Below are 24,918 nucleotides of genomic sequence, written 5' to 3' on the forward strand. Positions count from 1 at the left end.
GGTTAGACTGCGGCGCACCGGTGACAGGAGGAACGGCGTGAACGTGGACGAGACAGCCCCGCAGAAGGGCACCGTGACGCAGCGCGCCATCGAGCAGATCAAGGCGATGATCGCGGAGGGGCGGCTGGAGCCCGGCCAGCGGCTGCCGACCGAACGCGATCTGGCGGTCCGGCTCGGCATCTCCCGCAGCTCGATGCGCGAGGCGATCCGCGCGCTGACGGTGCTGGGGGTGCTGGAGGCCCGGCACGGTTCGGGCATCTACGTCACCCAGCTGGAGGCCGGGGACCTGCTGGAGACGTTCGGCGTGGTCGCCGACCTGTCCCGGGGCCCGCGGCTGGTGGAGCTCCTGGAGGTGCGCCGCATCCTGGAGTCGACGGCGACGGCCCTGGCGGCGGCGCGCATCACACCGGACCAGCTGGCGGAGGTGGAGAAGCATCTGACGGCGATGAACGCCACGGACGACCCCGAGGAGATCCTCGCCCACGACCTGGCCTTCCACCGCGAGATCGCGGCCGCCGCCGGCAACGAGACGATGGCCGCGATCCTGGACGGCCTGTCCTCCCGCACCTTCCGCGCCCGCGTCTGGCGCGGCTACCAGGAGGAGGGCGCCTTCGCCCGCACCCGCCGCGAACACGCCGCGATCCACCGCGCCCTGGTCGCCCACGATCCGGAGGCGGCCCGGGCGGCGGCGGCCGCCCATGTGGGCGAGGTGGAGCAGTGGCTGCGGACACAGCTCGGCGACTGACCCTCCGCCACCGGCGCGGGGCCCCGCGCTCGCGCGTGGAGAACGCCCGGGTCCTACGGCCGCACGTCGAAACCGTGGGCCGCGCCGAGCCGGTCCAGTGACACCTGGCCGGGAACGCCGTTGGCGTCCGCGCCGGTGAAGCCACACCGGTGCTGCCAGGCGGAGTACGCCTTGACGGTCGCCCCGCCGAAGTGGCCGTCGGCGCACTTGGCGTCGAGCAGGCCCTCCGCGACGAGCGCCTTCTCCACAGTCCGTACACCCGCGTACGACACCGGTGTGCCCGTGCGGTCCGGGTCGTGCAGGGCGGCGGCGATCACCCGCGACAGATCCACCACCGGGCGGTCCGGTTCCGGGTCCGAACCGCCGCCCGGCCGCGGGGCTCCCTTCTTCACCCACGCGTACAGGTGCTCGCCGGGGCATGCGGTGGCCAGTCCGTCCCGGTGCCCCTTGATCTCCTGGCCGGCACCATGGCGGCGCAGCAACTCGATGCCGTCCCGGATCGCGCCCAGCATCGCGTCCGTCGGCTTGGTGAGCCCCTTCGAGCCGACCAGGCCGCAGATCGCGTAGTGGGCGCGGTTGAGTTCCTGGTTGCCGTTCGCCCCGGTGCGCCTGCCGAGGCCGCGTCCCTCCAGGAGGCGACCGTGCGGGCAGGCGCCGTAGTTGTAGGCGATGTCCGAGTAGTTCTCCCTCGGGTTGGCCAGATGGTCCTTGCGGATCGCCTTCCACTTGGCGAGGCAGAGGTCGTGGTCGTCGAGGAGTTCCACGCTGACCGTCGCGCCCTCGTAGTGGACCTTCACGCCCTTGGCCGAGGTCTGTGGGGGTGCGGCGGACGCCGGCCAGCCGAGCTGGGCTCGTGTGACGAGCTTCAAGAGTTCCTCCAAGGCGCGATGGGGACGCCAACACCTCCGAGTGTGAGGGCGGTTGGCGTCCCGCTCCACGGTGGCGGGCCGCCGTCCCCCGTCTGGCCTAAGAGGCCCGCCGCAGCCGCAGCGTCACCAGTTCGAAGGGCCGCAGCCGCAGCGCGACGCGCCGCCCGTCGTACGCCGGAGCCTCGGGCAGCGCACGCTCCAGCAGATCCGTCGCCCAGGCGTCCGCGACCTCGAATCCCGCCGTCAGGGTGGCCCGTACGCGACCTCCGTGGGCCTCGTGGAGGCGCACCACCACGTCCCCGCTGCCGTCGTCGGCCAGCTTGACGGCGGTGACGACGACCGCGTCCTGATCGACAGTGACCAGCGGTGCCACCTCGTCGACGCCGCCGGTCACCCGCCGCTCGGGCAGGTTGATCCGCCAGCCCTCGCGTACCGCGTCCCCGATGCCCGCGCCCGGCACGAGGGCGTGCCGGAAGCGGTGGACGCCCTGGTCGGTCTCGGGGTCCGGGAAGCGCGGGGCGCGCAGCAGGGAGACACGGACGGTGGTGGTCGTACCGCGGTCGCCGTCGGTGCGGACCGTGCGGGTCACGTCATGGCCGTACGTCGAGTCGTTGACGACGCTGACGCCCCAGCCCGGCTCCTCCACATGTACGAAACGGTGGTTGCAGGCCTCGAACTTGGCCGCCTCCCAGCTGGTGTTGGTGTGTGTGGGACGGTGGAAGTGCCCGAACTGGGTTTCGGAGGCATACCGCTCCGCGTGCACGTCGAGCGGGAAGGCCAGCTTCAGGAACTTCTCCGTCTCGTGCCAGTCGACCTCCGTGTCGAGCAGCAGCCGCCGCTCCCCCGGCGCGAGCGACAGCACCTGGGTGACGCGGGAGGCACCGAAGGACCTCACGCTTCGTACCGACGTCCCGTCGTCGCCGGGGGTGATCTCGTCCACGTCGGTCAGGTCGGTGACCGTGTGGCGGTAGAACTCGTCGACGTCCCAGGCGTCCCACATGTTCGGGAAGTCGGGGTGGAGCTGGAGGAGGCCCGCGGCCGCGCCCGGCGCGACCGTCTCGCGGTCGGCCTCGATGTCGTACGCCGACACGACCAGGCCCCGCGCGTCGATCTCGACGCGCAGCAGGCCGTTGTCGAGGACGAAGCCGCCGCCGGGGCGATCCGTGCGTGCGGTTCGGCCCTCGGCCGCCGGGGTGCGGGCGCCGCCCGCCGCCACGCCGTCGCGTGGGTGCGGAGCGGAGTTGAAGACGAGCGCGGTCCCGCCCTCGCCCGCCAGGGCGCGCTGCGCGGAGTCGATGATCGCGTTCAGCTCACCGGCGAGGCGCTCGTACGTCGCCCGCGCCTCCCGGTGCACCCACGCGATCGACGACCCCGGCAGGATGTCGTGGAACTGGTGCAGCAGCACCGTCTTCCAGATACGGTCCAACTCCTCGTACGGGTAAGGGAGTCCGGTCCGTACGGCCGCCGTCGCCGCCCACAGCTCGGCCTCGCGCAGGAGGTGTTCGCTGCGGCGGTTGCCCTGCTTGGTCCTGGCCTGGCTGGTGAGGGTGGCACGGTGCAGTTCGAGGTAGAGCTCGCCGACCCAGACGGGCGCGTCGGGGTACTCGGCCTCGGCCTTGCGGAAGAAGGCGTCCGGGGTCTCCCAGACGACGGTGGCCGAGCCCTCCAGGTCACGCAGCCGTGCCGCCTTGGCGATCATCTCGCGGGTGGTGCCGCCGCCTCCGTCGCCCCAGCCGGTGGGGGCGAGCGAGTGCCGGGCGACTCCCTTGTCCTTGAAGTTGCGGGCCGCGTGGGCGATCTCGCTGCCCTTCATGGAGCAGTTGTAGGTGTCGACGGGCGGGAAGTGGGTGAAGATCCGGGTGCCGTCGATGCCCTCCCACTGGAAGGTGTGGTGCGGGAACTTGTTGGTCTGGGACCAGGAGATCTTCTGCGTCAGCAGCCACCTGGAGCCCGCCGCCTTGATGATCTGGGGCAGTCCGGCGGCGAAGCCGAAGGTGTCGGGCAGCCATGCCTCGTCGTTCTCGATGCCGAACTCGTCGAGGAAGAACCGCTTGCCGTGCACGAACTGCCGGGCCATCGCCTCCGAGCCCGGCATGTTGGTGTCCGACTCCACCCACATCCCGCCCGCCGGCACGAACCGCCCGTCCGCCACCGCCTTCTTCACCCGCGCCCACACCTCGGGCCGGTGCTCCTTCACCCACGCCCACTGCTGGGCCTGCGACATGGCGAAGACGAAGTCGGGCTCGTCCTCGACGAGCGCGGTCATGTTGGAGGTCGTACGGGCCACCTTGCGCACGGTCTCGCGCAGCGGCCACAGCCACGCCGAGTCGATGTGGGCGTGCCCGACGGCGCTGACGCGGTGTGCGGACGGCACGGCGGGGGTGGCGAGGACGCGGGTGAGGAGGGAACGGGCGCGGGCCGCCGTACCGCCGATGTCCTGGAGGTCGATCGAGTCCAGCGCCTTCTCCACCGCCCGCAGGATCTCCCAGCGCCGGGCCGACTCCACCGGCAGCTCTGCCATCAGCTCGCCGAGCACCTCCAGGTCGAGCACGAGCTGCCACACCGTCTCGTCGAAGACGGCGAGGTCCATGCGGGCCAGCGTGTACTGCGGTTCGCTGCCGGCCGTCTCCTTGTCGCCCAGCCGCGTGGGCAGGAAGGGGTGGTAGTCGAGGATGACCGGGTTGGAGGCCGCCTCGACGTGCAACCGCACCCGCTCCCCGCCCTCCACGGGCGCCCCGACGCGTACCCACTGGTTGCGCGGGTTGAGGCCCTTCACCGGGGTGCCGTCGGGACGGTAGACCAGACCCTCGCACTGGAAGCCGGGCATGTTCTCGTCGAACCCGAGGTCGAGGAGCGCCTCGACCGTCCTGCCGGCCCACGCCTCGGGCACGGTCCCGGTGACCCGGAACCAGCTGGTGCCCCAGGGCGCACCCCAGCGCGCGCCCACCTCGATCGGCTCGGGTTCGGCCGCGAGCCCCTCGGCGACCGGCACCGGCTCGCCGGGCGCATGCCACACCGCGACGTCCAGCGGCACGGACTCGGGGTACACGGCGGGTCGGACGCGCTCGTCGAGGACGCGCTTGAGTCGGGCTTCGACCAGGCTGCGGTCGTCATGCATGCGGGGGCACTCCGTAGGTCGTGGGGCGGGGAGGGTTACCAGGCGTGGGTGACGGTCGCGGGGGCGGACGTGGTGTAGAGCTCCCCTACGGCGCGCAGTTCGAACCGCGCCGCCCGTTCACCCTGTTCGGGTCGCAGGCCGCCGGTGAAGAACGCGCGCTGGCAGGTGCCGCCGAGGAAGCGTCTGGTGCCGTCGGGGAGGAGGCGGTGGAGGGTGTAGTGGCGTACGCCGCCGGCCGCCGGGTTCCAGGAGAAGCGCAGGTCGCCGCCCGACGCCGCGCTGATCCGGAGTCCGGGAGGGGCAGCGGGCGTGTGGGGGGCTTCACGGACGGCGAGGCCGCCGAGCCGCCAGCGGACGGGGCCACCTTCGGTCGCGGTGAGCCGGATGCCGATCGCATGTGCGGTGCCGGTCAGGCCCGTGAGCGGTACGGTCACGGTCTGCCAGCTGTTGACCGAGTTCACAGGCAGATACGTGTACGGCGGTGTCGCCCCCGGCCCAGTCGCCTCGGCCATGGCCACCGCCAACTCGACGTTCACACCACCCGCGTCGGTGCGATGCGTCAGCTCGACAACCGTGTCAACAGTGACCGGCAGCCGTGTCGCGTACACATCCACGACCGTCGGCTCGTCCAGTTCACCCTCGACGAGCACACTGCTCCCGCCACACCAGGCGTCCGAGAAGTCGAAGTTCACGGCGGGGCGCCGCCCCTCGGTGTGCACGACCCAGCGCCGCGACGGCAGCCGGTCCTGCAAGCCCAGGTGGTTCCACGGCGCATCCGACGTCACTTCGCCGTCCTCGTACCACCGCAGCCCGTGCCCGGTGTTGAACACGCTCGCGAACGGCACCGAGGTGACCGTCGACCGGTCGGCGACCGACACCGCCGGCGCCCGCCAGCCGTCCGTGGCGTCCGGCCGCGACGGATCCAGTGACCGCCCCGTCCAGAACCGGTCGTCGCAGGCGTGGAAGGCCCCCGGAGCCCGGCCGTCCGCCGGCAGGTGGTTGCGTGTCCACTCGGGCCGGTAGAAGCCGACCGACACGACGTGCGCCTTGTCGCGCGGCACGATCGCGTCCCAGTTCACGGGGGAGTTCCAGCCGCCGGCCTCGACGTCGACGCCCGCCCACAGCTCGTAGCGGCTGCGCCCCAGCCGCCCGGCCCGCTCTCCCGACGACGTCAGCTTCGCCGCCGTCCACCGGAAGTCGACGAACATGTCGTCGGCGGCCTGGAAGAACGCCTCGTTCTGGGAGTCGAGGGCCCCCTGCCAGCTCACCGAACCGTTCACGGTCATCGAGTCGTACCAGGTCACCCGCTGGCCCTCGGCCTTGGCGAGCGCCTTGAGCTCGCGCATGAAGCCGAGCATGTCCGCGCCCAGCGCGGCGTTCCCACCGCTCGTCTCGGCGTTGACGAACCATCCGTCGAACCCGTACGCCTGCGCGACCGCGACCAGTCGTCCGGCCAGCGGATACCGCCCGGACGCGTCCTTCTGCACCAGGTCACGGGTCCACCGCAACTGGCCGCCATAGGCGACGGGCGGCAGGAAGACGTTGCCGAGGACGGGCACCCCGTGCCGGTGGGCGGCGTCGACGACCGGCGCGTTCGGCGCGAGCACCAGCCCCTCCCCCGACGAGCCGCCCCAGAAGACCAGCTCGTCGATGTACGCCCAGTGTGTGAGGGCGTAGTAGTCGGCGGTGGCCGAGCCCTGGGAGGGGTTGCCCGCGGTGGGCCCGAAGGACACCAGGGACTGGATACGGGCCTGGCCCGCGCGGGCGGTCGGGTTCACGGGGGCCGGGGTGAAGCGCGGGGCGAGCGGGACGGTCGCCGCGTTGAAGGCGAGGTCCGGGTCGTCGGCGGGGCGCCAGGACTTCAGGCTGCGCCAGGTGATGCCGGCGCCGGGGCTGCCGGCGGGCAGCGAGTCCGGGTACCAGTAGGAGGCGTACGGCTGGAGCTCGGCGGCCTTGGGCCCGGGTGCCGCCGCCGCGGTCGCCGAGGGGAGCAACGGGGTCGTGGCGGCGGCGATGAGGACGGTGCGTCTGGTGGGGTTCACGAGCGGGTGCCTCCTTGGGGGGTGGGGAGTACCTGATCGGGAGCGACGACCTCGGTGATGCCGCGTGCGCCGAGGTGTTCCGGGTCGGCGGCACGCGCGTCGAGGACGGTGGTGGGGCGGACGCCGTCGGCGACCAGCCGGAAGTAGGCGTCGAAGACCGGGCCGCCCGGAGCGCAGAGCGAGCGTCTGGACGGATCGGCGGGGACGATCAGCGCCGTCGTACGCGGCTCGGGCGTCCGCGGCGTCTCCCGGGCCGCCCGTTCCAGCACCCGGGCGGTGTCCTTGGGCTTCCTGTCGTTGGTCAACAGGCCCAGCCCGTATTCGAGTGGGGGAAAGTCGGCCAGCTCACGGGAGACGTCGTGGGAGCACCACCAGGTGATGCCCCACAGGTCGGGGCAGTCCAGGGCGTTCGTGACGGTCGCCGCGGTGAAGGCGGCGCCGTGCTCGGGCGGGATCAGGGGCGCGGGCGCGCCGACCTCCTGGAGCCAGACGGGCCGGTGCGGGTCGTCGGCCCATGCCTTGCTCAGCTCGACGAGGTACGCGGCGTGGTGCTCGGTCGGCACGGAGGTGCGGCCGTGGCGCTGGGCGGTGCCGTTGAAGACCCAGGAGTGCACGGCGGTGACGCCGCCGTGGCGGGCGGCCTGGGCCGGCGTGAACGGCTGGTCGTCCTGGTACCAGGTGGCGTCGTACTCGGCGTGCAGGTGCAGCCGCCCGGGGGCGCCCTCCTCGCAGGCGGCGAGCATGCGCGTCAGCCACCGGTCGATCTCCGCCCCGGTCGCCCGGTCGGGGTCGGGATGCGGGCCCGCCGAGAACTGGTTGACCTCGTTGCCGAGGGTCATGCCGAGGAAGCCAGGCCGGCCGGCCAGCGCGGCGGCGAGTGTGCGCAGGTAGGCGGCCTGGCCGTCGATGACGTCCGGGTCGGTGAAGAGGTTGCGGCGGTGCCAGGTCCGGGTCCAGGCGGGGAGGAAGTCGAAGCTGCTCAAGTGGCCCTGCAGACCGTCCACGTTGACGTCGAGCCCGCGTTCGGCGGCGGCGTCGACGAGCTGGACCAGCTGCTCGACGGCCTGGGGGCGGATCAGCGAGCGGTTCGGCTGGAAGTACGGCCACAGCGGGAAGACGCGGATGTGGTCCAGGCCCAGCGCCGCGATGGAGTCGAGGTCGGCGCGTACGGAGTCGAGGTCGAAGTCGAGCCAGTGGTGGAACCACCCTTCGCTCGGGGTGTAGTTGACGCCGAAGCGCACGGCAGCAGGCATGCGTGTCCTTGTGACGGAGGTGCGACGGGGGTGCGACGGACGGGTCGGGCTCGGCCCTGCGCGGGGTTCAGCCCTTTACGGCGCCCTCGCCCACGCCCCGGAAGAAGTACCGCTGGAGACAGGCGAAGAGGGCGATCAGCGGCGCCACGGCGATGATCGTGCCCGCGGCGACGAGGCGTTCGTCGTTGGCGAAGGTGCCGTGCAGGTAGTTGAGTCCGATGGTCAGCGTGAACCTGGAGGGGTCGCTGAGCACGATCAGCGGCCACAGGAAGTCGTCCCAGGCGCCCATGAAGGCGAAGATCGCCACGACGGCGAGGGTCCCCTTCACCGACGGCACGGCGATGCGCAGGAACCGCTGCCAGACGTTGGCGCCGTCGACGTAGGCCGCCTCCTCGATCTCGTACGGCAGGTTGAGGAAGGCGTTGCGCATCAGCAGGACGTTCAGGGCGCTGACGCAGCCGGGCAGTACGACGCCGACGAGGGTGTTGTTGAGGCCGAGCTCCCGCATGGTCGTGAACTGGGCGATGATGATGCCCTCCACGGGCACGAGCATCGCGAGGATGAAGGCCAGGGTGGCCGCGCGGCGGCCCCGGTAGCGCAGCCGGGCGAGGGCGTAGCCGGCGAGCGCCGAGCCGACGCAGTTGGTGACGACGTTGGCGGTGGCGACCTTCAGCGAGTTGAGGGCGTAGTCCCAGACGGGGATGGTGTCGGCGACCCGCTCGTAGTTGTGCAGGGTGGGGTCGCCGGGCAGGAACTTCGGCGGGGAGCTGAAGATGTCCTCGGTGGGGCCCTTGAGCGAGGTCGACAGCTGCCAGAGGAACGGGCCGACGGTGAGGGCGAGTACGGCGAGCAGGAGCAGGTAGCGCAGTGCCAGTTCCCACACCCGTACGCGCCGACCGTTCTCGTCGGTGACGCGGGGTGCGCGGGCGTCGGTCCGGGGCCTCGAGGCGGCGGGCCGGACCTTCTCCATGAGGCTCATGACTCGTCCCTCCGGTCCGCGCGCAGCACGAGCAGCATCAGCGCGACGGTGACGACGAAGACGACGACCGAGATGGCGGAGGCGTAACCGACCCGCCCGGTCAGACCCGTACCGGTGCGTTGGACGAGCATCACGAGCGTCGTGTCCTCGCCGGCCGGGCCACCGCTCGGCCCCGCCATCAGATAGACCTCGGAGAACACCTTGAAGGCGGCCACCGAGGACAGCGCCCCGACCAGCACCATGGTCGACCGGACGGCGGGCACCGTGACCGACAGGAAGCGCCGCACGGCTCCCGCGCCGTCCACGGCAGCGGCCTCGTGGAGTTCGCGCGGCACGTTCGCCAGCGCCGCCAGGTAAATGATCATGTAGTAGCCGAGGCCCTTCCAGACCGTGACGGCCATGGCGCTCAGCAGGAGCAGCCACTGGTCGCTGAGGAAGCCGACCCGCCCGACGCCGATGGTCTCCAACAGGGAGTTCACCAGGCCGCGTTCGTCGAGCAGCCACACCCAGATCAGTCCGACCACGACGATCGACGCGACGACCGGGGTGTAGAAGGCGGACCGGAAGAAGGTGATGCCGGGGATGTTCTTCTGCACGAGCAGGGCAAGCAGCAGGGGCAGGACGACGAGGGCGGGGACGACGCCGACGACGTAGAGCGTGCTGTTGCGCAGGCCGATCCAGAACATGTCGTCCTGGAGCAGCTCGCGGAAGTTGTCGAGGCCCACGAAGGTGCCGGGGATCAGGGTGCGGCGGTCGGTGAAGGCGTTGACCACCGTGGAGACGAACGGGTACAGGATGAAGGCGCCGATGATCAGCAGCCCCGGGGCGGCGAACAGCCAGGGGCTGGTGGGCAGTTGCCGCCGCACCCGCTGCTCGGGTCGCCGCGTCCTCGGCGCCGGGCGCCCCGCCCGGGAGACGGTCGAGGTGGCCATCGCGCGCTATCCCTGCTGCTGGAGAAGCCGGTTGCAGGACTCGACAGCGTTGTCAAGGGCTTGCTTCGGGCTCTCCTTGCCCTGCAAGGCCTTGGCGACCTCGTTGCGCAGTTCGGTCTTCATCTGCTCGCTGAAGAGTACGGGCGTGTAGTTGACCGCGTTCTTCAGCGACTTGGCGGCGGCCACCCGCACCCGCGTCTCGTCGGTGCCGTCCTCCTTGGTGAAGTACGGGTCGTCGAGCGAGCCGGCCGTGCTGGGGAAGATCGCGACCTGCTTGGCGAACGACATCTGGTGCGCGGCGTCGGTGACGTAGTGGGCGAAGGCGACGGCGGCGGGCGCCCGCTTGGTTCGCGCGTTGACCATCACGCCCATCACGTACATGTTGACGTGGCCGGTGCTGGTGATCTGGTCGGTGATACCGATGTTCCTGTACAGGTTCGGCGCCTGCTTCTTGAAGTTGCCGAGGTCGAGCGCGCTGCCGGGGTTCATGGCGACGGCCCCGGTGAGGAACTTCTTGCCCGACGACTCGGGGGTGGCGGTCAGCGCCTGCGGGTCGAGGGCCTTGGCGTCGTACAACTCCTTGTACCTGGTGAGGAGTTCGACTCCCTTGGCATCGTTGAAGGTGAAGGCGGTGCCCTCCTTGTTCATCAGCTCGACGCCGTAGCGGCCGAAGTCCTCGACGGTGGGCACGTTGGCGAGGGTGGCGACCTTGCCGTCGGTCTTCTCCGCCATCTTCAGCGCGGCGTCGAACACCTCGTCGTACGTCTTCGGCGGCTGCTCGGCGTCGAGCCCCGCCTCCTCGAAGAGGGACTTGTTGTAGAAGAGCGGGCCGGTGTTGAGATACCAGGGGAAGGCGTACGTGCCCGTCATGCCCGGTATCTGATGGCTGGCCCAGGCGCCGGGCAGGTACTCCTTCTTGTACTGGGACGCCGTCTTGTCCAGGTCCAGTGCGAGGCCCGCCTTGGCGAGCGGGGCGACCAGGTCGGGCGAGACGTTGACGACGTCGGGGAGGGTGCCGCCCGCGGCGTCGGCGCTGATCTTGTCGGCGTAGCCCTCGGCGGGCTGGTCGATCCACTTCACCTCGGTGCCGGGGTACTTCTTCTCGAAGTCGGCGATGAGGCCCTCGAAGTAGTCCTTGAAGTTGGCGCGGAGGTTCCAGGTCTGGAAGGTGATGTCGCCCTCGACCTTGCCGGAGGCGTCGGCCGTGCCGCCGTCGCCACCTCCCGAGCCGCAGGCGCTGAGCGGCAGGACGACACAGACGGCGAATGCGGCAGCGAGGGCTCTACGGGAAACAGGCACCGTGAACCGTCCTCCTTTGCGGGCGGGTTGGTAGACGAGGCAGACCCTGCACGCCGCCCCGCAGGCCCGTCAATGACTCTCACGCAGCTAATTTCATTAGTGACTAATGCGCATTAGGATCACCGAGCTGAACCGTATTAGGTTCACTCCGGGCTCTTTGACCTGAACCGCATTAGTGCATACTGCTCCGGGAATGTGTCGCGGAATGGGGAATCACCATGGCAGGCAAGCGCTCGCCGGCCCGCCGGCCGACGATGAAGGACATAGCGCGGCACGCCGGGGTCTCGCAGAGCGCGGTCTCCTTCGCGCTGAACGGCCGGCCGGGCGTGTCGGAGGACACCCGTGACCGGGTGCGGCAGGTCGCGGAGGAACTGGGCTGGCGGCCCAGCACCGCGGCCCGCGCCCTGTCCGGGGAGGGCGCGGCGACGGTCGGCTTCGTCCTGGCGCGTCCGGCCGACACGCTGGGCGTGGACTCCTTCTTCCTCCAACTCGTCTCGGGCATCCAGGAGGTGCTGGCGGAGCGCCATCTCGGGCTGCTGTTCCAGGTGGTGGAGGACGTCGCCGACGAGTGCGCGGTGTACCGGCGCTGGTGGGCCGAGCACCGCGTGGACGGCGTCCTGGTCGTCGACCCCCGCACCGACGATCCCCGCCCCGGCCTCCTCGACGAACTCGGCCTGCCCGCCGTGGTGATCGGCGGCGCTCCCGACGAACGCCACCCCGGGCTCTCGACCGTGTGGGCGGACGACGCGGGCGCGATGGCCTCGGTCGTGGACGGCCTGTACGCGCTCGGCCACCGGCGGATCGTGCACATCGCCGGTCTGCCGGGGCTCGCCCACACCGAGCGCCGTATCCGCACGCTGCGCGCCGAGGCCGGGCGCCGGGGACTGTCCGAGGTGCGGTCGGTGACCACCGACTACTCCGACGCCGAGGGCGCGGCGGTCACCCGCCGGGTGCTGGAGGACCCCGCTCCTGCGACCGCCCTGATCTACGACAACGACGTGATGGCCGTCGCCGGGGCCGCCGCCGCGGCCGAACTCGGCTTCTTGGTACCGGCGGACGTCTCGGTGGTGTCCTGGGAGGACTCCGCCCTGTGCCGCATGGTCAAGCCGTGGCTGTCCGCGCTCTCCCGCGACAGTGTGGAGTTCGGCCGCACCGCGGCGCGGGAACTGACCGCGCTGCTCGACGGCGGGTCGGCACGGGCCGTGCGGGTGCCCGTGCCGATGTTGATCGAGCGTGGGAGTACGGGGGTGGCGCGGGGCGCGTGACGCGCCGGTGGCGTCGCTGTCCGGCGCCGTCGGTCACACGCCACCCCGTCGCCCGGTTCAGCGGCGCAGTCCCTGAAGCCCTTCGTAGGCCGCCGTCACGATCTCCATCCCCCTGGTGTCCTCGGCGGGTTCGCGCATCTGGTTGGTCACGTAGGCGACGACCATCCGGCTGTCGGGCTCCAGCATCATCAGGGATCCGCCCCAGCCGCCCCAGCCGTACGCGGTGCCGAAGAGGCCATAGCCCAGGCCCCAGCGCATCGGCATGCCGAGGACGCGGTCGTCGCCGTCGAAGTGTTCCTCCCAGGCCCGGTCGCAGCCGGCCCGGGACAGCAGCCGGACGCCGCCCACCTCTCCCCCGCAGGCCAGGGCCGATTGCGCCAGCGCGACCGAGCGGGCGTTGCCGTAGCCGCTCGCCGCCGGGATCTGCGCGCGACGCCAGGCCGTGCTGTTGCCGTCGCGGACTCGGACGCCGTTGCCCGCCTCGGAGCCCGTCGGGTTGCCGGGCGCGCTCGCGGAGTAGTCCTCGTCCTTGCCCGTCGGCGGAATCGCGGGGGCGACCCGGTGGTCGTGCTCGGGCGCCAGGCCGATGTGGAAGTCGGCGCCCAGCGGACCCGTCACCTCCGCGGCGAGGAAGTCCCCCACGCTGCGGCCGGTGACCCGCCGCACGACCTCGCCGACCAGGAATCCCTGCGTAAGGGAGTGGTACCCGGCGGCGGTGCCCGGCTCCCAGCGGGTGGTGCGCGCGGCGAGCCGGGATGTGGCGGCCGGCCAGTCGTAGAGCTCGTCGACCGGCCCGTCCCAGTCGGGCAGGCCGGCCGTGTGCGAGAGCAGGTGCCGTACGAGCACCTTCTCCTTGCCCTCCGCCGCGAACTCCGGCCAGTAGCGGGCGACCGGCGCGTCCGGGTCGAGTTCGCCCCGGTCGATGAGGACCAGGGCGCACAGGGCCGTCATGGTCTTGGTCACGGACCACACGTTGACGATCGTGTCGCGCTCCCACGGGACGGTGCGGCCGGCGTCCGCGAAGCCGCCCCACACGTCCACGACGGGCTCGCCGTCCACGAAGACCGCGACGGAGCCGCCGGCGTCCCCGGCGTCCCCGGCGTCCCCGGCGTCCCCGGCGTCCCCGGCGTCCCCGGCGTCCAGCATGGCGGCCAGCGCGTTCGGCACGGCGATGAACAGACGGTCGTAGGTGCCCTGGATGTCGGCCATGCACCCCATCCAGCCCGTACGGCCCCGCCCCGGTCAACCGAATTAGACCCGTGAGCGGTACAGCCCGAACTCCGCGAGCCGGGCCGCCGCGCGCGAGCCGGTGACCCGCACCCGCCACCGCCGGGCCCGCACCGGCGCCGCCAGCAGCAGGATCCGGCTCGCGCCGATCACCCCCGCACGGGTCACCTCCGTCCAGGCGCCGTCGCGCTGTGCCTCCACGACGAAGCTCTCCACCTGCTGCCCGTGCCGGATGTCCTCCGCGAGCCGGATCCGGTCCACCTCCCGTTCCCGGCCGAGGTCGACGGTGACACGGCCCGGTGCGGTGGTCGTGCGGGCGTCGCGTGCCAGGTCCTCGGGCAGCTCGCGGTCCACGCGCTCGCGGAATTCCCTCAGCCGGGCCACGTCGGCGGCCGGCAGCAGGCCGTCCGTGTCCGGCGGGATGTTGAGCAGGAGCACCGAGTTGCGGCCGACGGAGCGGAAGTAGATGTCGGTCAACTGCTCGACGCTCTTGGGCTGTTGGTCGGCGTGGTAGAACCAGCCGTCGCGGATGGAGACGTCGCACTCGGCCGGCCACCACTGCAGATGGTCGGCGACCGGCCGGGCCATCACCAGGGCGTCCCTGCTGCCCATGTCCGGGGCGTCGTAGGCGAGGGCGTAGTCCGTCCGCCCGTAGTCCTTCTCCTGTACCGGTACGACGCTCCACTCGTCCTCGCGGGCCAGCCCGCCCTCGTTGCCGACCCAGCGCACGTCCGGACCGGAGACGGCGACCACGGCGTCGGGGGCGAGCGAGCGGACGAGGGTGTACCAGCTGTCCCAGTCGTACTTCTCCACCTTGTCCGGCGGGATGCGGCCCTGGGCCCCGTCGAACCAGACCTCGTCGATCGGACCGTACTCGGTGAGGACCTCGTAGAGCTGGTTGAGCATATGGGCGCCGTAGTCGGTGGCCGGGAGGGTGTACGACCGCGGCGGTGTGCGGTCGTCGCCGTCGACGAGGGTGGGGATGGTGTGGTCGGTGCGGGCGCTGCCGTTGGCGTAGACGCCGTGCAGGTACTGGTTCTCGTCGGCGGGCGAGACATAGACGCCGACCTTGATGCCGTACCGGCGCATGGAGTCGGCGAAGGAGCGCAGGACGTCCCCCTGGCCCTCGCGCCAACTGCTCGACGCCACCGAGTGGTCCGTGTAGCGGGACTGGTGGAGCACGAAGCCGTCGTGGTGCTTGACGGTGAGGATGGCGAGCCTGAAGCCGCCGTCGCGCAGGGCGCGTGCCCACTGGTCGGTGTCGAGGCCGGCCGGCTGGAAGACATCCGGGTCCTCGTCGCCGGTGCCCCATTCGAGGCCGGTGAAGGTGTTCACGCCGAAGTGCAGGAACGCGGTGCGTTCCAGGCGCTGCCAGGCGATCTGCCGTGCGGTGGGGCGGACCTGGGAGGCCTTGCGGACCAGGTCGGCCTCGGTGTCGTCGGGGCTGACGGGGATGCGGTAGTGGGGGTCCTGGGCGGCGGACGGGGCTGTGGGTGCGCGGTGTGCCGCCGAGGCGGGTCTTGTGACGCCGGTCGCGGCGAGGACGGCGGCTGTCGCGACGAAGACGCGTCGGGAAACGGCCATGGGAAGGCTCCTAGGGTCAGTCCTCGGGTCGATCCTCAAGTCAGCGGATCATCAGGTCAGGTGCCAGCGGGCGGGTGCGCGCAGGTCCGGCGGGTACTGGGCGAGCCGGCCGTCGTCCGTCACGCTCACCGCCATCCGGGTGATGGCGTTGACGAGTCGGTAGCCGCCGTTCGCGGGCTCCAACTGCCAGCGCTGGAGGGTGTTTCCGGGGTCGCAGGTCTGCCACCCCGCCTCGACTCCGGGCTGGAGCGGCACGTTGAGCGTGAGCTTTCCGCCACGCACCTCCAGGCAGCCGTCGGCCGTGCGGACGGTGGCGTAGCCGTCGGCGGTGCGCCGCACCTCGGCGGTGAGGGCGGGGTGACCGGGCGTCCGGAAGGTGTACGACCCGTCCGCCACCGGCACGCGGGTCAGGTCCCGCCAGCCGGGGGAGTGCCCCACGGCCGTGCCGCGCGCCGCGAACCCGGCGTAGGTGGCGTCCGGGTGCGGATCGCCCCATGTCGCCTGGGCGATGTGCCGCAGGGCGGGCCAGAGGGCGACGGCGACCTCGTTCTCCGTCTCGCCCCGGCCGTTGTCGGGCCAGAGGCTGATCTTCGCGCCGGTGATGCCCTCGGCGGAGGCCAGCTTCTCGCCCTCGAAGCTGCGCGGATCCCAGCTCTGGTCGTAGAGCCCCTTGGTGTCACTGTGGAAGCCGCCGCGGACCAGGTAGAGGGCGTACGCGGCGTTCATCAACGGGTAGCCCTGGGCGAGGAGCCGGCTGGGCTTCACGGCCACGTTCAGCCAGTGCTCGACCGTCGTTCCGGCGGTCACCGGGACGGTGTTGGCGCCGGTGAGCCCGTCGTTCCAGATGCGCAGTTTCCTGCCCTTGCCGGCCGCGTAGGCGTGGACGCGGTTGACGAAGTCGATGAAGGCGTCCTGGGGTGTGGCGTCGGGGCCGTACCTGTCCTGCGCGTACTTGAGGACCTGCGGGTACTTGGCGAAGTCGGAGCCGAGCATGTACTCGTCGGCTCCCATGTGCCAGGAGGTGGCGGTGAAGACCTGTGCGTACTCGTCGATCAGGCTGGTGTAGTAGGCGAAGGCCTCCGGCCGGGTGATGTCGAGGCGCGAGGGCTGCTTGTCGCCGTCGGAGTCGGTCAGCTGGAGGTCCGGGCGGTTCTCGATCCACGGGTCCATGTGCCCCGGTGAGTTGATCTCGGGGATGATCTCGACGTGGTACCGCTTGCCGAGGGCGACCAGTCGGCGGATCTCGTCCTTGGTGTAGTAGCCCCACGTGTTGGCCTCGGGGTGGGCCTCGCTCTTCACCTTCAGTTCGAGGAGCAGCTGGTTGAGCTTGTGGTACGCCATCTCGCGGACCAGGTTCTCCAGCCAGGGCATCGAGACGTGGATGTAGCAGGCGCAGACGCCTACGCCCCGCTCCTGGTAGCGCGGCACGTCGACCGTGCGGCCGGCGGGGACGCGGTCGCCCTGGGCGAGGAGCTGGAGGAGGGTGCGGGTGCCGTAGAAGGCGCCGGTCTCGGTCGCCGCGGTGATCGCCATCCGCTCGCCCGAGCGGAGTTCGTAGCCGTCCGTGCCGAGAGTGGTCCGGGAGGGCTGGACGTCGATAACGATGTCACCGGGTCGGGCGCCGCCGCGCACCACGGGAACCGTGCCGTGTCCCGCGGCGCGCAGATCACCGGCGAGGGTGTCGGCGACCCGGCGTTCGCCCGCGCTGTCGGCCACCAGGCGGGCGGAGCGCTCGTAGGTGTAACTGCCGGATGCCGGGGTCCAGTCGGCCAGGGCGGGCACCGTGAGCGGCGCCGCCTGCTCCGCCGCCGCTACCGCCGGCAGCGGCGTCGCGAACAACAGCGTCAGCGCCGCCAGGGCCCCTGCGGCTCTCCAGCGTCTCCTCATGAGGCACTCCCATTCATCGGATGTCTGATGATTGAGCTGGCCCCAGGGGCTGTCAATGGGAGGCGAAGGGAGCAGAGTTGGCACATTGATCGGATGATGCGCAGGTCAGCGAGGCTATGCCGAGGAGAGGCCGCGCGAAAAGTCCAACAAGACCCTCGCGAATATCCAAGCGGGGCGCCCTCTCGACGCCGGGCCCGCCGCCCGGCAGAGTTCTCCTACATACTCGCGAGTAAGCCCTGAGGAGCAGCCGTGACCAGCTGGGTCGGCCGGACCGCCGCGGAGATCGCCGCCGCCGTACGCGAGAAGCAGGCCACGCCCCGGGAGGTGGTGGCCGAGCACCTGGCACGTGTCGAGCGGCTGGACGGCCGCGTGGGCGCGTTCCGGGTGGTGCGGGCCGAGGCGGCGCTCGCCGAGGCCGACGAGGTGGCCGCGCGTGCCGACCTCGCCGAACTGCCTCTGGCGGGCGTGCCGGTCGCGGTGAAGGACAACCTCGCGGTGCGCGGCGAGTCCAAGCGGATCGGTTCCGCGGCGACGCCCGACACCCCGGCCGGCGACGACCATGTGACCGTGGCCCGGCTGCGGGCGGCCGGCGCGGTGGTCGTCGGGCTGACGAACGTGCCGGAGCTCTGTGTCTTCGGCACCACGGAGGGCGTGCACGGCACCGCCCGCAACCCGTGGGACACCTCGCGCACGGCGGGCGGCTCGTCCGGTGGCAGCGCGGCCGCGGTCGCCGCGGGCATGGTGCCGATCGCCCTCGGCAACGACGGCATGGGCTCCCTGCGCATTCCCGCCGCCAACTGCGGCCTGGTCACCATCAAGCCCGGCACCGGCGTGGTCCCGGCCGGTGTCAGCGACGGCGACTGGTTCGGCATGTCGGAGAACGGCCCGCTGGCCACGACGGTCGAGGACGCCCGCCTGATGCTGTCGGTCCTCGCCGGCACCGACGCCGTACGGCCGGACGCGGCCGGCACTCACCGGATCGCGGTGTCCCTGCGCAGCCCGATCGCCGGGGTCGCCATCAGCAAGCCGTACGCGACGGCCGCCCGTGAGGCCGCCGGGCTGCTGATCAAGGCCGGTCACCAGGTGCGGCGCGCCGACCCGCCGTATCCGATGTCGCTGGGGGTCACCTCGCTGACCCACTGGACGGCGGGCACGGCCGTGGACGCCCGGGACTTCGATCCCCGTCTGCTCACCCGCCGGACGCGGGTGCACGCCGCGGTCGGCAGGCGCTTCGTCGACCGGGTGCGGGACGGTGCGAGCCGGGAGGAGCTGCGCCGACGCCTGGAGCCGTTCTTCGCCGAGTACGACGTGCTGCTCACCCCGGCCCTCGCCCGCCGCTCCCCCAGGTCCGCGCCCTGGCACGAGCGGGGCTGGCTGCGCAACGTCATGGCCAACACCAACTACTCGCCCATGACTCCGCCGTGGAACCTCACCGGCTGGCCCGCGATGTCGGTCCCGTTCGGCACGTTGCCGTCCGGCGCGCCGAGCGCCGTACAACTGGTGGGGCGTCCGGGCTCGGAGGCGGTGCTGCTGTGCCTGGCGGAGCAGATCGAGAGGCTGCGGCCCTGGCAGCGGACGGCGCCGCTGGACCAGGCGTCGTCGTAGGGCTCAGATCGCGCCGGGCATGTGTCGCGCCGCGATGACGCCGGCGATCGTCCGCGGGTTCCGGTAGTAGGACGTGCAGTATCCGTCACCGATCAGCGGCAGGACCTTGTCCAGGCCCGCGATGCGCATGTGCTCCTCCCACAGGAGGGAGAGGCTGTCGTCATGGGCTCGTGCGCTCACGTCCTGGATCACTTCTGGTCGGCGAAGGGCCCGTCGGCGGTGAACGCCAGCCGCGCGAAGCGCTCTCCGATGAGGCGGTGGGTGGCGGCGTCGGGGTGGAGTCCGTCGGGCAGGGGCAGTTCGGCGAAGTCGGTCTCGCCGTAGAGCTCGCGGCCGTCGAGGTGGTGCAGGTTCGGGTCGTCGGCCGCCCGCCGGCGCACGATGCGGGCCAGCTCGTCGCGGATGACGCCCAGGGTCAGCTTGCCGCTCGCGCGCTCGGCCGGGTCGCCCATGGCGACGAACCGCAGCCGTCCGGCGCTCATGCCGCTGAAGTCGGGGGCGCAGGGGCCGGGCGTGTCCTCGTGTATCGGGCACAGGATGGGCGACACGACCAGCAGCGGTGTCGTCGGGTGGCCTTCCCGGATGGTGTCGAGGAAGCCGTGGACCGCGGGACCGAAGGCACGCAGCCGCATCAGGTCGGCGTTCACCACATTGATGCCGATCTTGACGCTGATCAGGTCGGCGGGGGTGTCGCGCAGGGTGCGGGCGGTGAACGGGTCGAGCAGGGCGCTCCCGGCCAGGCCCAGGTTGATCAGCTCCACGCCCCCGAGGGAGGCGGCGAGCGCGGGCCAGATACCGGTGGGGCTCGCGGCGTCGGATCCGTGGCTGATCGAACTGCCGTGGTGCAGCCACACCCTGCGGCCCGGGTCCCGCGCGGGCTCGACGGGGGCGTCGGTGCGCAGGGCGATCAGTTCGGTGGTCTCGTTGTGCGGCAGCCAGATCTCGACGTCCTTGTCGCCGTCGGGCAGCCCCGTGAAGCGGACGGTGCCGGCCGGGCCGGGTCGCTGCTCGGCGGTCCCGGCGAACATGTCCACGGTCACCGTGTTGCCGCCGGTCACGCCGGCCTGTCCCGTGGGGCGGCCGTCGACGATCAGCTCGTACACGCCGTCGGGGCGGGGCGGCGCGCCGGCATAGGCGCGCTTGGTGCGCAGGGCGTCGAGTTCGACGGCGGTGGCCCGGGTACGGAAGACCAGCCGGACCCCGGAGGGCTGCGACTCGGCCATCGCCAGCTGCGCGTCGGTGTTCTGGGCGCGGGCCCGGGCGGGCAGCCGGTGGGGCAGTACTCCGCGCCCGGTGTGCTCGACGTCGAGGGCGCCGCGCAGGAGGCCGGCGGTGACGGGCGTGGTGATCCAGTCGTGCTCGGTGTGCATGTGTCCTCAGCCTGTCGTCAAGGGGTGGGCTCGCTGGGCCAGTTGCGCAGCAGGGCGTCGAGGGCGTCGAGGATCCGGGTCCAGGTCTGCTGGGAGTCGGGGGCGCTGTGGCTGAAGCCGCCCGCCACCTCCAGGCTGGCGTAGCCGTGGAAGACGCTGCCCAGCAGCCGCACGGCGTGGGTCGCGTCCGGCTCCGTCAGGTCGTAGCCGCGCAGGATCGCCCGGGTCATCTGCACGTGCCGGACACCCGCGCCGGCGGCCGCCGTCTCGGGGTCGAGCCGCATCCGCGCGGCGGCGGCCCGGCCGGGGTGCTCGCGGCCGTAGTCGCGGTAGACGTCGGCGAAGGCGACCAGGGCGTCCTTGCCGGCGCGGCCCGCGATGGCGTCGGCGGCCCGGTCGGCCAGCTCCTCCAGTGCGAACAGGGCGATCCGCGTCTTGAGGTCCTGGGAGCTCTTCACATGCGAGTACAGGCTCGCGACCTTGACGTCGAACCGCCGGGCGAGCTCCGACACGGTCACCTGCTCGAAGCCGACCTCGTCGGCCAGCTCCGCACCTGCCCGGACCAGGCGTTCCGTGGTCAGTCCTGCGCGTGCCACAAAGTCCTCCGTTCGCCAGAAGCGATTATGCATCTACCTAAAGCTGTTAGGCAAACACGGAGGACGTAAAGGCGGGCGGCTAAGGTTGGCTAGAGCGCCCGGTACATGATGTGCAGGCCCACGCGCCCGTGCCGGGGGTGGTCGTACGCGTCCGGGACCGTGCCGAGGACCGTGAAGCCGAGGGAGGTCCACAGGCCGACGGCCGGGTTGGTCTCGACGACCGCGTTGAAGACCATGCCCCGGTAGCCGTCGGCCCTGGCCGCGGCGAGGAGGTGCTCGGCGAGGGCACGGCCGACGCCGCGCCCCGCGTGGTCGGGGTCGACCATGAATCCGGCGTTGGCGATACGGGCGGCGGGGCCACCGTAGTTGGGGGTGACATAGGCGGAGGCGACGACCGTTCCGGCGTCGTCCTCGACGACGTAGACCCGTTTGGCCGGGTTCATCCACAACGCCCGGGCGGCTTCCTCGGAGGTGTCCGGATCCCATGCGTAGGTCTCGCCGGCCGAGACGATCCGGTGCCAGAAAGGCCAAATCCGCGGCCAGTCCTCGGCCGCGGCTTCTCTGATCAGCATGGGCGTGAGTCTCGCACGCCCATGCGGTCGGCGATCGCGAAGGGCTCTGCCCCGTCAGTCGACGCTGGGCAGGATGTGGGGCTCGGCGAGGTCGTCCTCGTACCCGGCCAGGCGGATGGGGGCGGACCTGGCCCACACATCGAGACTGCCGATCTCCGTGGACCGGCGGCCCGCGCGCTCCGTGCGTTCCTTGGGGCGCTGCTCGCGATTCGTCTTCTCAGGTGTCACCGCGCACTCCTTATGTGTCGGATCACCCTCGGGGCGGGGCCGGTCCAGTCTGCGGTCCGGCACCTGACGCCCGCTCGGGTCTTACTCGAAGTCGGCTCGGACGCGGTGGCGCCGGTGTACTGGTCGGAGAGCAGGCCGTTGTGCACCGGCATGTCCCGGGACGGACCGTGGGTGTGGGTTGGGACCCTGTAGTGCTGTCCGTCCGCTATAGATTAACCAAATGAGCGGGTGCCCGCTCGATGGGGCTGCAAACAAGGTGTAACTATCCGGAGTCGACCGGTTTTCACCTGCCTCACATGCCCGCCTTTATTGCAAATTACGGCATTTGACCGTCACTCGTTCGGCTCAGTAGCCTCCCGCCGTCCGGCACAGGACCCGTGCACGCCGCGCAGTTCAGGTCCCGTTGGCCGAATCGCAAGGCGGCCATGATCTGCTGACGGACGGCAACGGCTTGTCCTGCGGGAGGACTGACGCATGGAGCTGCGCAGTGTCGAGGAGCTGATGGATCTGCTGTACGCCTGCCCGCACCAGCCCGCGCTGCGGACCGCCGCGCTGCTGCGCCGCGGCCGCCCCGCCGACAAGGAGCTCCAAGTGGCGGGCCTGGTGCACGACATCGGGCAGCTGCTGTGCCCCGGCGACGAGACCCGCCGCACCGCGCACGCGGCCGAAGCCGTACGGCCGCTCCTCGGCGAGCGCGTCCACCGCCTCGTGCGCCACCGCGACCCCGGCGGCGACGAAGACGCGCTGCGCCTGCTCCTGGCGATCGAGGAGAGCCGGGCCACCGGGTTCGACGCCGGGGTCCTGGAGGACTGGCGAACGGTCCTGGAGCTGGTGGCGGCGAGGCACTCACGTCTCGGGGCTGTTGACTGACGGCCCGTCATGAGACGGTACGGCGATGACGTCGTCGTACGCGCTCCGGGGCAGGGCCGCCGTCGTCACGGGCGGTACGCGCGGCATCGGCCGAGCGGTCGCCGAGCACCTGGCGCGGGCCGGTGCGCTGGTGTGCGTGACCGCGCGCGACGCCGACGGGGTACGGCGCACGGCCGCCGAGCTGGGCGGCGTGGGAGCGGTCGGCAGCGTGGCCGACCCGGACCACCTGCGGGCGGTCGTGGACCTGACCCTGCGCGAGTTCGGCCGGCTCGACGTGGTCGTGAACAACGCGGCGACCAACCTGCCCTACGGCCCGCTCATGGACGTCGACCCGATGGCCTGGCGCGAGGCCTTCACCGTGAACGTCGAGGCACCGCTGCGGCTCGTGCGGAGCGCCTGGCGGGCCTGGATGCGCGAACACGGCGGCGCGGTGGTCAACGTCTGCACGGAGGGCGCCACTCATGTCGGCCCCCACCTCGGCGCCTACGGCACCAGCAAGGCGGCCCTCCTCCACCTCACCCAGCAGTTGGCGGGGGAGCTGGCCCCGAAGGTGCGGGTCAATTCCGTCTCCCCCGGGCTGGTCCGCACGGAGATGGCACGGTTCGTGTGGGAACCGGGCGAGGAGGAGGTGGCCGCCGGGCTGCCGATGGGGCGCATCGGCGAGCCGGAGGACGTGGCGCGGGCGGTGGTGTGGCTGGCGTCGGACGCGGCGGAGTGGGTGACGGGGGCGGACCTGCTGGTGGACGGGGGGACGCGGGTGCGGGCGGCACGGACGGCGGGAAGGGGCGCGGGGCCCTCTCCATATGCGGCTCCGCCGCGTGGGCGCGATCAGCCCCCTACGACCCGCACCCTCCCACCGGCTGATCACCCCACCCCGTAGGGGCCTACCACTTACCCGGCGCGTAGTCCTTCAAGAAGACCCCGTACAGATCCTCGCCCGCCTCACCCCGCACCACCGGGTCATAGACCCGTGCCGCCCCGTCCACCAGATCCAGCGGCGCGTGGAACCCCTCTTCCGCGAGCCGCAGCTTGTCGAAGTGAGGCCGCTCGTCGGTGATCCAGCCCGTGTCGACCGAGGTCATGAGGATGCCGTCGCTCTGGAACATCTCCTGCGCGCTGGTCCGCGTGACCATGTTCATCGCGGCCTTGGCGGCGTTCGTGTTCGGGTGCCCGGCGCCCTTGTAGCCGCGGCCGAAGACGCCCTCCATCGCGGAGACGTTCACGATGTACGCGCGCCCGCTCGCCGCCTTCCTCGCGGCGGCGGCCATGGCCGGGCGCAGCGCGCTGATCAGGATGAACGGCGCCGTGTAGTTGCACAGCTGGGTCTCCAGGAGCTCCACCGGGGAGATCTGCTCGATGGTCTGGACCCAGGTGTTGCTGTCGACGACGTCGGGGACGAGGCCGCCCGCGTCGATCGCCGTGCCGTCGAGGTGCCGGGCGACGCTGGCGTTGCCCGCGACCAGGGCGAGGTCGGCGACCTGCTGGGCGTCGATGCCGGAGATCCCGGCGGGCAGGGAGGCGAGTCCGTCGACCGCGCCGGAGCCGAAGGCGCCGATGACGTGGTGGGCGGGGAGCTCACCGGCGGGCAGCGGTGCGCTCTCCCCGTCGACCAGGGCGGCGTAGGCCGAGGGCAGGCGGCGTACGGTCTGTGTCGCGTTGTTGATCAGGATGTCGAGGGGGCCCGCCTCGGTGACCTGGTCGGCCAGGGCCACGGCCTGGGCCGGGTCGCGCAGGTCGATGCCGACGACCTCCAGGCGGTGCATCCAGTCACCGGAGTCGTCCATGGCCTTGAACCGGCGGATGGCGTCCTTCGGGAAGCGCGTGGTGATCGTGGTGTGCGCGCCGTCGCGCAGCAGCCGCAGCGCGATGTACATGCCGATCTTGGCGCGGCCGCCGGTGAGCAGGGCGCGCTTGCCGGTGAGGTCGGCGCGGACGTCGCGCTTGTCCCGGTTGAGGTTGGCGCAGTCGGGACAGAGCTGGTGGTAGAAGTAGTCGACTTCCACGTACCGGGTCTTGCAGGTGTAGCAGGAGCGCGGGCGCTGGAGTATCCCCGCGATCCTGCCCGCCTCGGTGACGGACGACGGCAGGATGCCCTCGGTCTCGTCGTCGATGCGCTGGGCCGAGCCGGTCGCCGTGGCCTCCGTGACCGCTTTGTCGTGGGCGGTCTTGGCGGCCCGGCGCTCCTGGCGGCGGCGCTGCTTGACGGTGCGGTAGATGCCGGCGGTGGCCCGGCGCACGGCGATCGCGTCGGGGTGGTCGACCTCCAGCTTGTCGAGCTCGTCGAGCACGCTGAGGCAGACGGCCAGCCGCTCCGGGTCGATGCCGGGGCCGTACCCGACCTCGTCACCGGGCTCGTGCACGACCTCGTCCGTGGCCGCCGGGCCTTCCTCTGTCACCGTCATCGCGCTGCCGCTTCCCTGATCACCCGCGCGGCGCTCCGACCGCGCCTGCTTTCGAACGGGGAATTCTACGGAGCG

21 protein-coding genes are annotated in these 24,918 nt (G+C 71.7%); 5 read left to right on the forward strand and 16 right to left on the reverse strand.

Going from position 1 to position 24,918, the window contains the following annotated elements; all coding sequences use genetic code 11:
- Positions 1–43: 43 nt before the first annotated feature.
- On the forward strand, positions 44–745 hold the full coding sequence (locus tag ACFU95_RS24740; protein ID WP_383831568.1) for a FadR/GntR family transcriptional regulator: 702 nt from the start codon (positions 44–46) through the stop codon (positions 743–745).
- 53 nt (positions 746–798) lie between these two features.
- On the opposite strand, the gene ACFU95_RS24745 is transcribed toward ACFU95_RS24740, so the two are convergent.
- The 7 genes from ACFU95_RS24745 to ACFU95_RS24775 all read right to left on the reverse strand — a co-directional run bounded on the left by ACFU95_RS24745 (position 799) and on the right by ACFU95_RS24775 (position 11,237).
- Positions 799–1,614, reverse strand: coding sequence for an N-acetylmuramoyl-L-alanine amidase (locus tag ACFU95_RS24745; RefSeq protein ID WP_383831416.1), 816 nt, complete (start codon positions 1,612–1,614; stop codon positions 799–801).
- Positions 1,615–1,711: 97 nt separating this feature from the next.
- Complete coding sequence (locus tag ACFU95_RS24750) at positions 1,712–4,732, reverse strand: alpha-mannosidase (protein ID WP_383831418.1); 3,021 nt, start codon at positions 4,730–4,732, stop codon at positions 1,712–1,714.
- Between the two features lie 35 nt (positions 4,733–4,767).
- Positions 4,768–6,774, reverse strand: coding sequence for an endo-beta-N-acetylglucosaminidase (locus ACFU95_RS24755; protein ID WP_383831420.1), 2,007 nt, complete (start codon positions 6,772–6,774; stop codon positions 4,768–4,770).
- Complete coding sequence (locus ACFU95_RS24760) at positions 6,771–8,027, reverse strand: glycosyl hydrolase (RefSeq protein WP_383831422.1); 1,257 nt, start codon at positions 8,025–8,027, stop codon at positions 6,771–6,773. The genes ACFU95_RS24755 and ACFU95_RS24760 overlap by 4 nt, the downstream gene beginning before the upstream one ends.
- 67 nt (positions 8,028–8,094) lie before the next feature.
- Positions 8,095–9,006, reverse strand: coding sequence for a carbohydrate ABC transporter permease (locus tag ACFU95_RS24765; RefSeq protein ID WP_383831424.1), 912 nt, complete (start codon positions 9,004–9,006; stop codon positions 8,095–8,097).
- Positions 9,003–9,938 (reverse strand): carbohydrate ABC transporter permease, encoded by a 936-nt coding sequence (locus ACFU95_RS24770; protein ID WP_383831426.1) that lies wholly within the window; start codon positions 9,936–9,938, stop codon positions 9,003–9,005. Before ACFU95_RS24770 ends, ACFU95_RS24765 begins: the two co-directional genes overlap by 4 nt.
- A gap of 6 nt (positions 9,939–9,944) precedes the next feature.
- Positions 9,945–11,237, reverse strand: a complete 1,293-nt coding sequence (locus ACFU95_RS24775) for an ABC transporter substrate-binding protein (RefSeq protein WP_383831428.1) — start codon at positions 11,235–11,237, stop codon at positions 9,945–9,947.
- A gap of 218 nt (positions 11,238–11,455) precedes the next feature.
- On the opposite strand from ACFU95_RS24775, the gene ACFU95_RS24780 reads away from it, so the two are divergent.
- Positions 11,456–12,502 (forward strand): LacI family DNA-binding transcriptional regulator, encoded by a 1,047-nt coding sequence (locus ACFU95_RS24780; RefSeq protein WP_383831430.1) that lies wholly within the window; start codon positions 11,456–11,458, stop codon positions 12,500–12,502.
- A 57-nt stretch (positions 12,503–12,559) separates the two neighbouring features.
- Here ACFU95_RS24780 and ACFU95_RS24785 read toward each other — a convergent pair whose 3' ends face one another.
- From ACFU95_RS24785 to ACFU95_RS24795, 3 genes are read right to left on the reverse strand one after another with little or no spacing between them, the layout of a single operon-like run.
- Complete coding sequence (locus tag ACFU95_RS24785; protein WP_383831432.1) at positions 12,560–13,711, reverse strand: serine hydrolase domain-containing protein; 1,152 nt, start codon at positions 13,709–13,711, stop codon at positions 12,560–12,562.
- Positions 13,712–13,753: 42 nt separating this feature from the next.
- Positions 13,754–15,313 (reverse strand): alpha-L-fucosidase, encoded by a 1,560-nt coding sequence (locus ACFU95_RS24790; RefSeq protein ID WP_383831433.1) that lies wholly within the window; start codon positions 15,311–15,313, stop codon positions 13,754–13,756.
- A 51-nt stretch (positions 15,314–15,364) separates the two neighbouring features.
- Positions 15,365–17,200 carry a family 20 glycosylhydrolase gene (locus ACFU95_RS24795; RefSeq protein WP_383831435.1) on the reverse strand — a complete coding sequence of 612 codons (1,836 nt, stop codon included), beginning with the start codon at positions 17,198–17,200 and terminating at the stop codon, positions 15,365–15,367.
- Positions 17,201–17,449: 249 nt separating this feature from the next.
- Here ACFU95_RS24795 and ACFU95_RS24800 point away from each other — a divergent pair, with 249 nt between their 5' ends.
- Positions 17,450–18,805: an amidase gene (locus tag ACFU95_RS24800; protein ID WP_383831437.1), complete on the forward strand. Its 1,356-nt coding sequence runs from the start codon at positions 17,450–17,452 to the stop codon at positions 18,803–18,805.
- A gap of 3 nt (positions 18,806–18,808) precedes the next feature.
- Here ACFU95_RS24800 and ACFU95_RS24805 read toward each other — a convergent pair whose 3' ends face one another.
- The 5 genes from ACFU95_RS24805 to ACFU95_RS24825 form a co-directional block, all read right to left on the reverse strand.
- Complete coding sequence (locus ACFU95_RS24805) at positions 18,809–18,985, reverse strand: hypothetical protein (protein WP_383831438.1); 177 nt, start codon at positions 18,983–18,985, stop codon at positions 18,809–18,811.
- Between the two features lie 8 nt (positions 18,986–18,993).
- Positions 18,994–20,175, reverse strand: coding sequence for a GDSL-type esterase/lipase family protein (locus ACFU95_RS24810; RefSeq protein WP_383831440.1), 1,182 nt, complete (start codon positions 20,173–20,175; stop codon positions 18,994–18,996).
- A gap of 17 nt (positions 20,176–20,192) precedes the next feature.
- Positions 20,193–20,771, reverse strand: a complete 579-nt coding sequence (locus ACFU95_RS24815; protein WP_383831442.1) for a TetR/AcrR family transcriptional regulator — start codon at positions 20,769–20,771, stop codon at positions 20,193–20,195.
- Between the two features lie 89 nt (positions 20,772–20,860).
- Positions 20,861–21,343, reverse strand: a complete 483-nt coding sequence (locus tag ACFU95_RS24820; RefSeq protein WP_383831444.1) for a GNAT family N-acetyltransferase — start codon at positions 21,341–21,343, stop codon at positions 20,861–20,863.
- Between the two features lie 54 nt (positions 21,344–21,397).
- A complete protein-coding gene (locus ACFU95_RS24825; protein ID WP_019759059.1) occupies positions 21,398–21,571 on the reverse strand; it encodes a hypothetical protein in 174 nt (57 codons plus the stop codon).
- 474 nt (positions 21,572–22,045) lie between these two features.
- Between ACFU95_RS24825 and ACFU95_RS24830 the strand changes: the two genes are divergently transcribed.
- Together ACFU95_RS24830 and ACFU95_RS24835 are read left to right on the forward strand one after the other, a co-directional pair.
- On the forward strand, positions 22,046–22,441 hold the full coding sequence (locus ACFU95_RS24830; RefSeq protein WP_383831446.1) for a hypothetical protein: 396 nt from the start codon (positions 22,046–22,048) through the stop codon (positions 22,439–22,441).
- A gap of 25 nt (positions 22,442–22,466) precedes the next feature.
- A complete protein-coding gene (locus tag ACFU95_RS24835) occupies positions 22,467–23,321 on the forward strand; it encodes an SDR family oxidoreductase (protein ID WP_383831448.1) in 855 nt (284 codons plus the stop codon).
- Between the two features lie 4 nt (positions 23,322–23,325).
- On the opposite strand, the gene ACFU95_RS24840 is transcribed toward ACFU95_RS24835, so the two are convergent.
- The gene (locus tag ACFU95_RS24840) at positions 23,326–24,843 is read right to left on the reverse strand and encodes an SDR family NAD(P)-dependent oxidoreductase (RefSeq protein WP_383831450.1); all 1,518 of its coding nucleotides are present in this window, start codon (positions 24,841–24,843) and stop codon (positions 23,326–23,328) included.
- Positions 24,844–24,918 lie beyond the last annotated feature (75 nt).

The sequence above is a fragment of the Streptomyces sp. NPDC057623 genome (genome assembly GCF_042800355.1).
GTDB lineage: Bacteria > Actinomycetota > Actinomycetes > Streptomycetales > Streptomycetaceae > Streptomyces.

Bases quoted from the DNA above. Each gene is read 5' to 3' on its own strand.
- ACFU95_RS24780 (WP_383831430.1), top strand. From the start codon at position 11,456: ATGGCAGGCAAGCGCTCGCCGGCCCGCCGGCCGACGATGAAGGACATA.
- ACFU95_RS24835 (WP_383831448.1), top strand. From the start codon at position 22,467: ATGACGTCGTCGTACGCGCTCCGGGGCAGGGCCGCCGTCGTCACGGGC.
- ACFU95_RS24785 (WP_383831432.1), bottom strand. From the start codon at position 13,711: ATGGCCGACATCCAGGGCACCTACGACCGTCTGTTCATCGCCGTGCCG.
- ACFU95_RS24765 (WP_383831424.1), bottom strand. From the start codon at position 9,006: ATGAGCCTCATGGAGAAGGTCCGGCCCGCCGCCTCGAGGCCCCGGACC.
- ACFU95_RS24830 (WP_383831446.1), top strand. From the start codon at position 22,046: ATGGAGCTGCGCAGTGTCGAGGAGCTGATGGATCTGCTGTACGCCTGC.
- ACFU95_RS24820 (WP_383831444.1), bottom strand. From the start codon at position 21,343: ATGCTGATCAGAGAAGCCGCGGCCGAGGACTGGCCGCGGATTTGGCCT.
- ACFU95_RS24750 (WP_383831418.1), bottom strand. From the start codon at position 4,732: ATGCATGACGACCGCAGCCTGGTCGAAGCCCGACTCAAGCGCGTCCTC.
- ACFU95_RS24790 (WP_383831433.1), bottom strand. From the start codon at position 15,313: ATGGCCGTTTCCCGACGCGTCTTCGTCGCGACAGCCGCCGTCCTCGCC.
- ACFU95_RS24840 (WP_383831450.1), bottom strand. From the start codon at position 24,843: ATGACGGTGACAGAGGAAGGCCCGGCGGCCACGGACGAGGTCGTGCAC.
- ACFU95_RS24795 (WP_383831435.1), bottom strand. From the start codon at position 17,200: ATGAGGAGACGCTGGAGAGCCGCAGGGGCCCTGGCGGCGCTGACGCTG.
- ACFU95_RS24770 (WP_383831426.1), bottom strand. From the start codon at position 9,938: ATGGCCACCTCGACCGTCTCCCGGGCGGGGCGCCCGGCGCCGAGGACG.
- ACFU95_RS24810 (WP_383831440.1), bottom strand. From the start codon at position 20,175: ATGCACACCGAGCACGACTGGATCACCACGCCCGTCACCGCCGGCCTC.
- ACFU95_RS24760 (WP_383831422.1), bottom strand. From the start codon at position 8,027: ATGCCTGCTGCCGTGCGCTTCGGCGTCAACTACACCCCGAGCGAAGGG.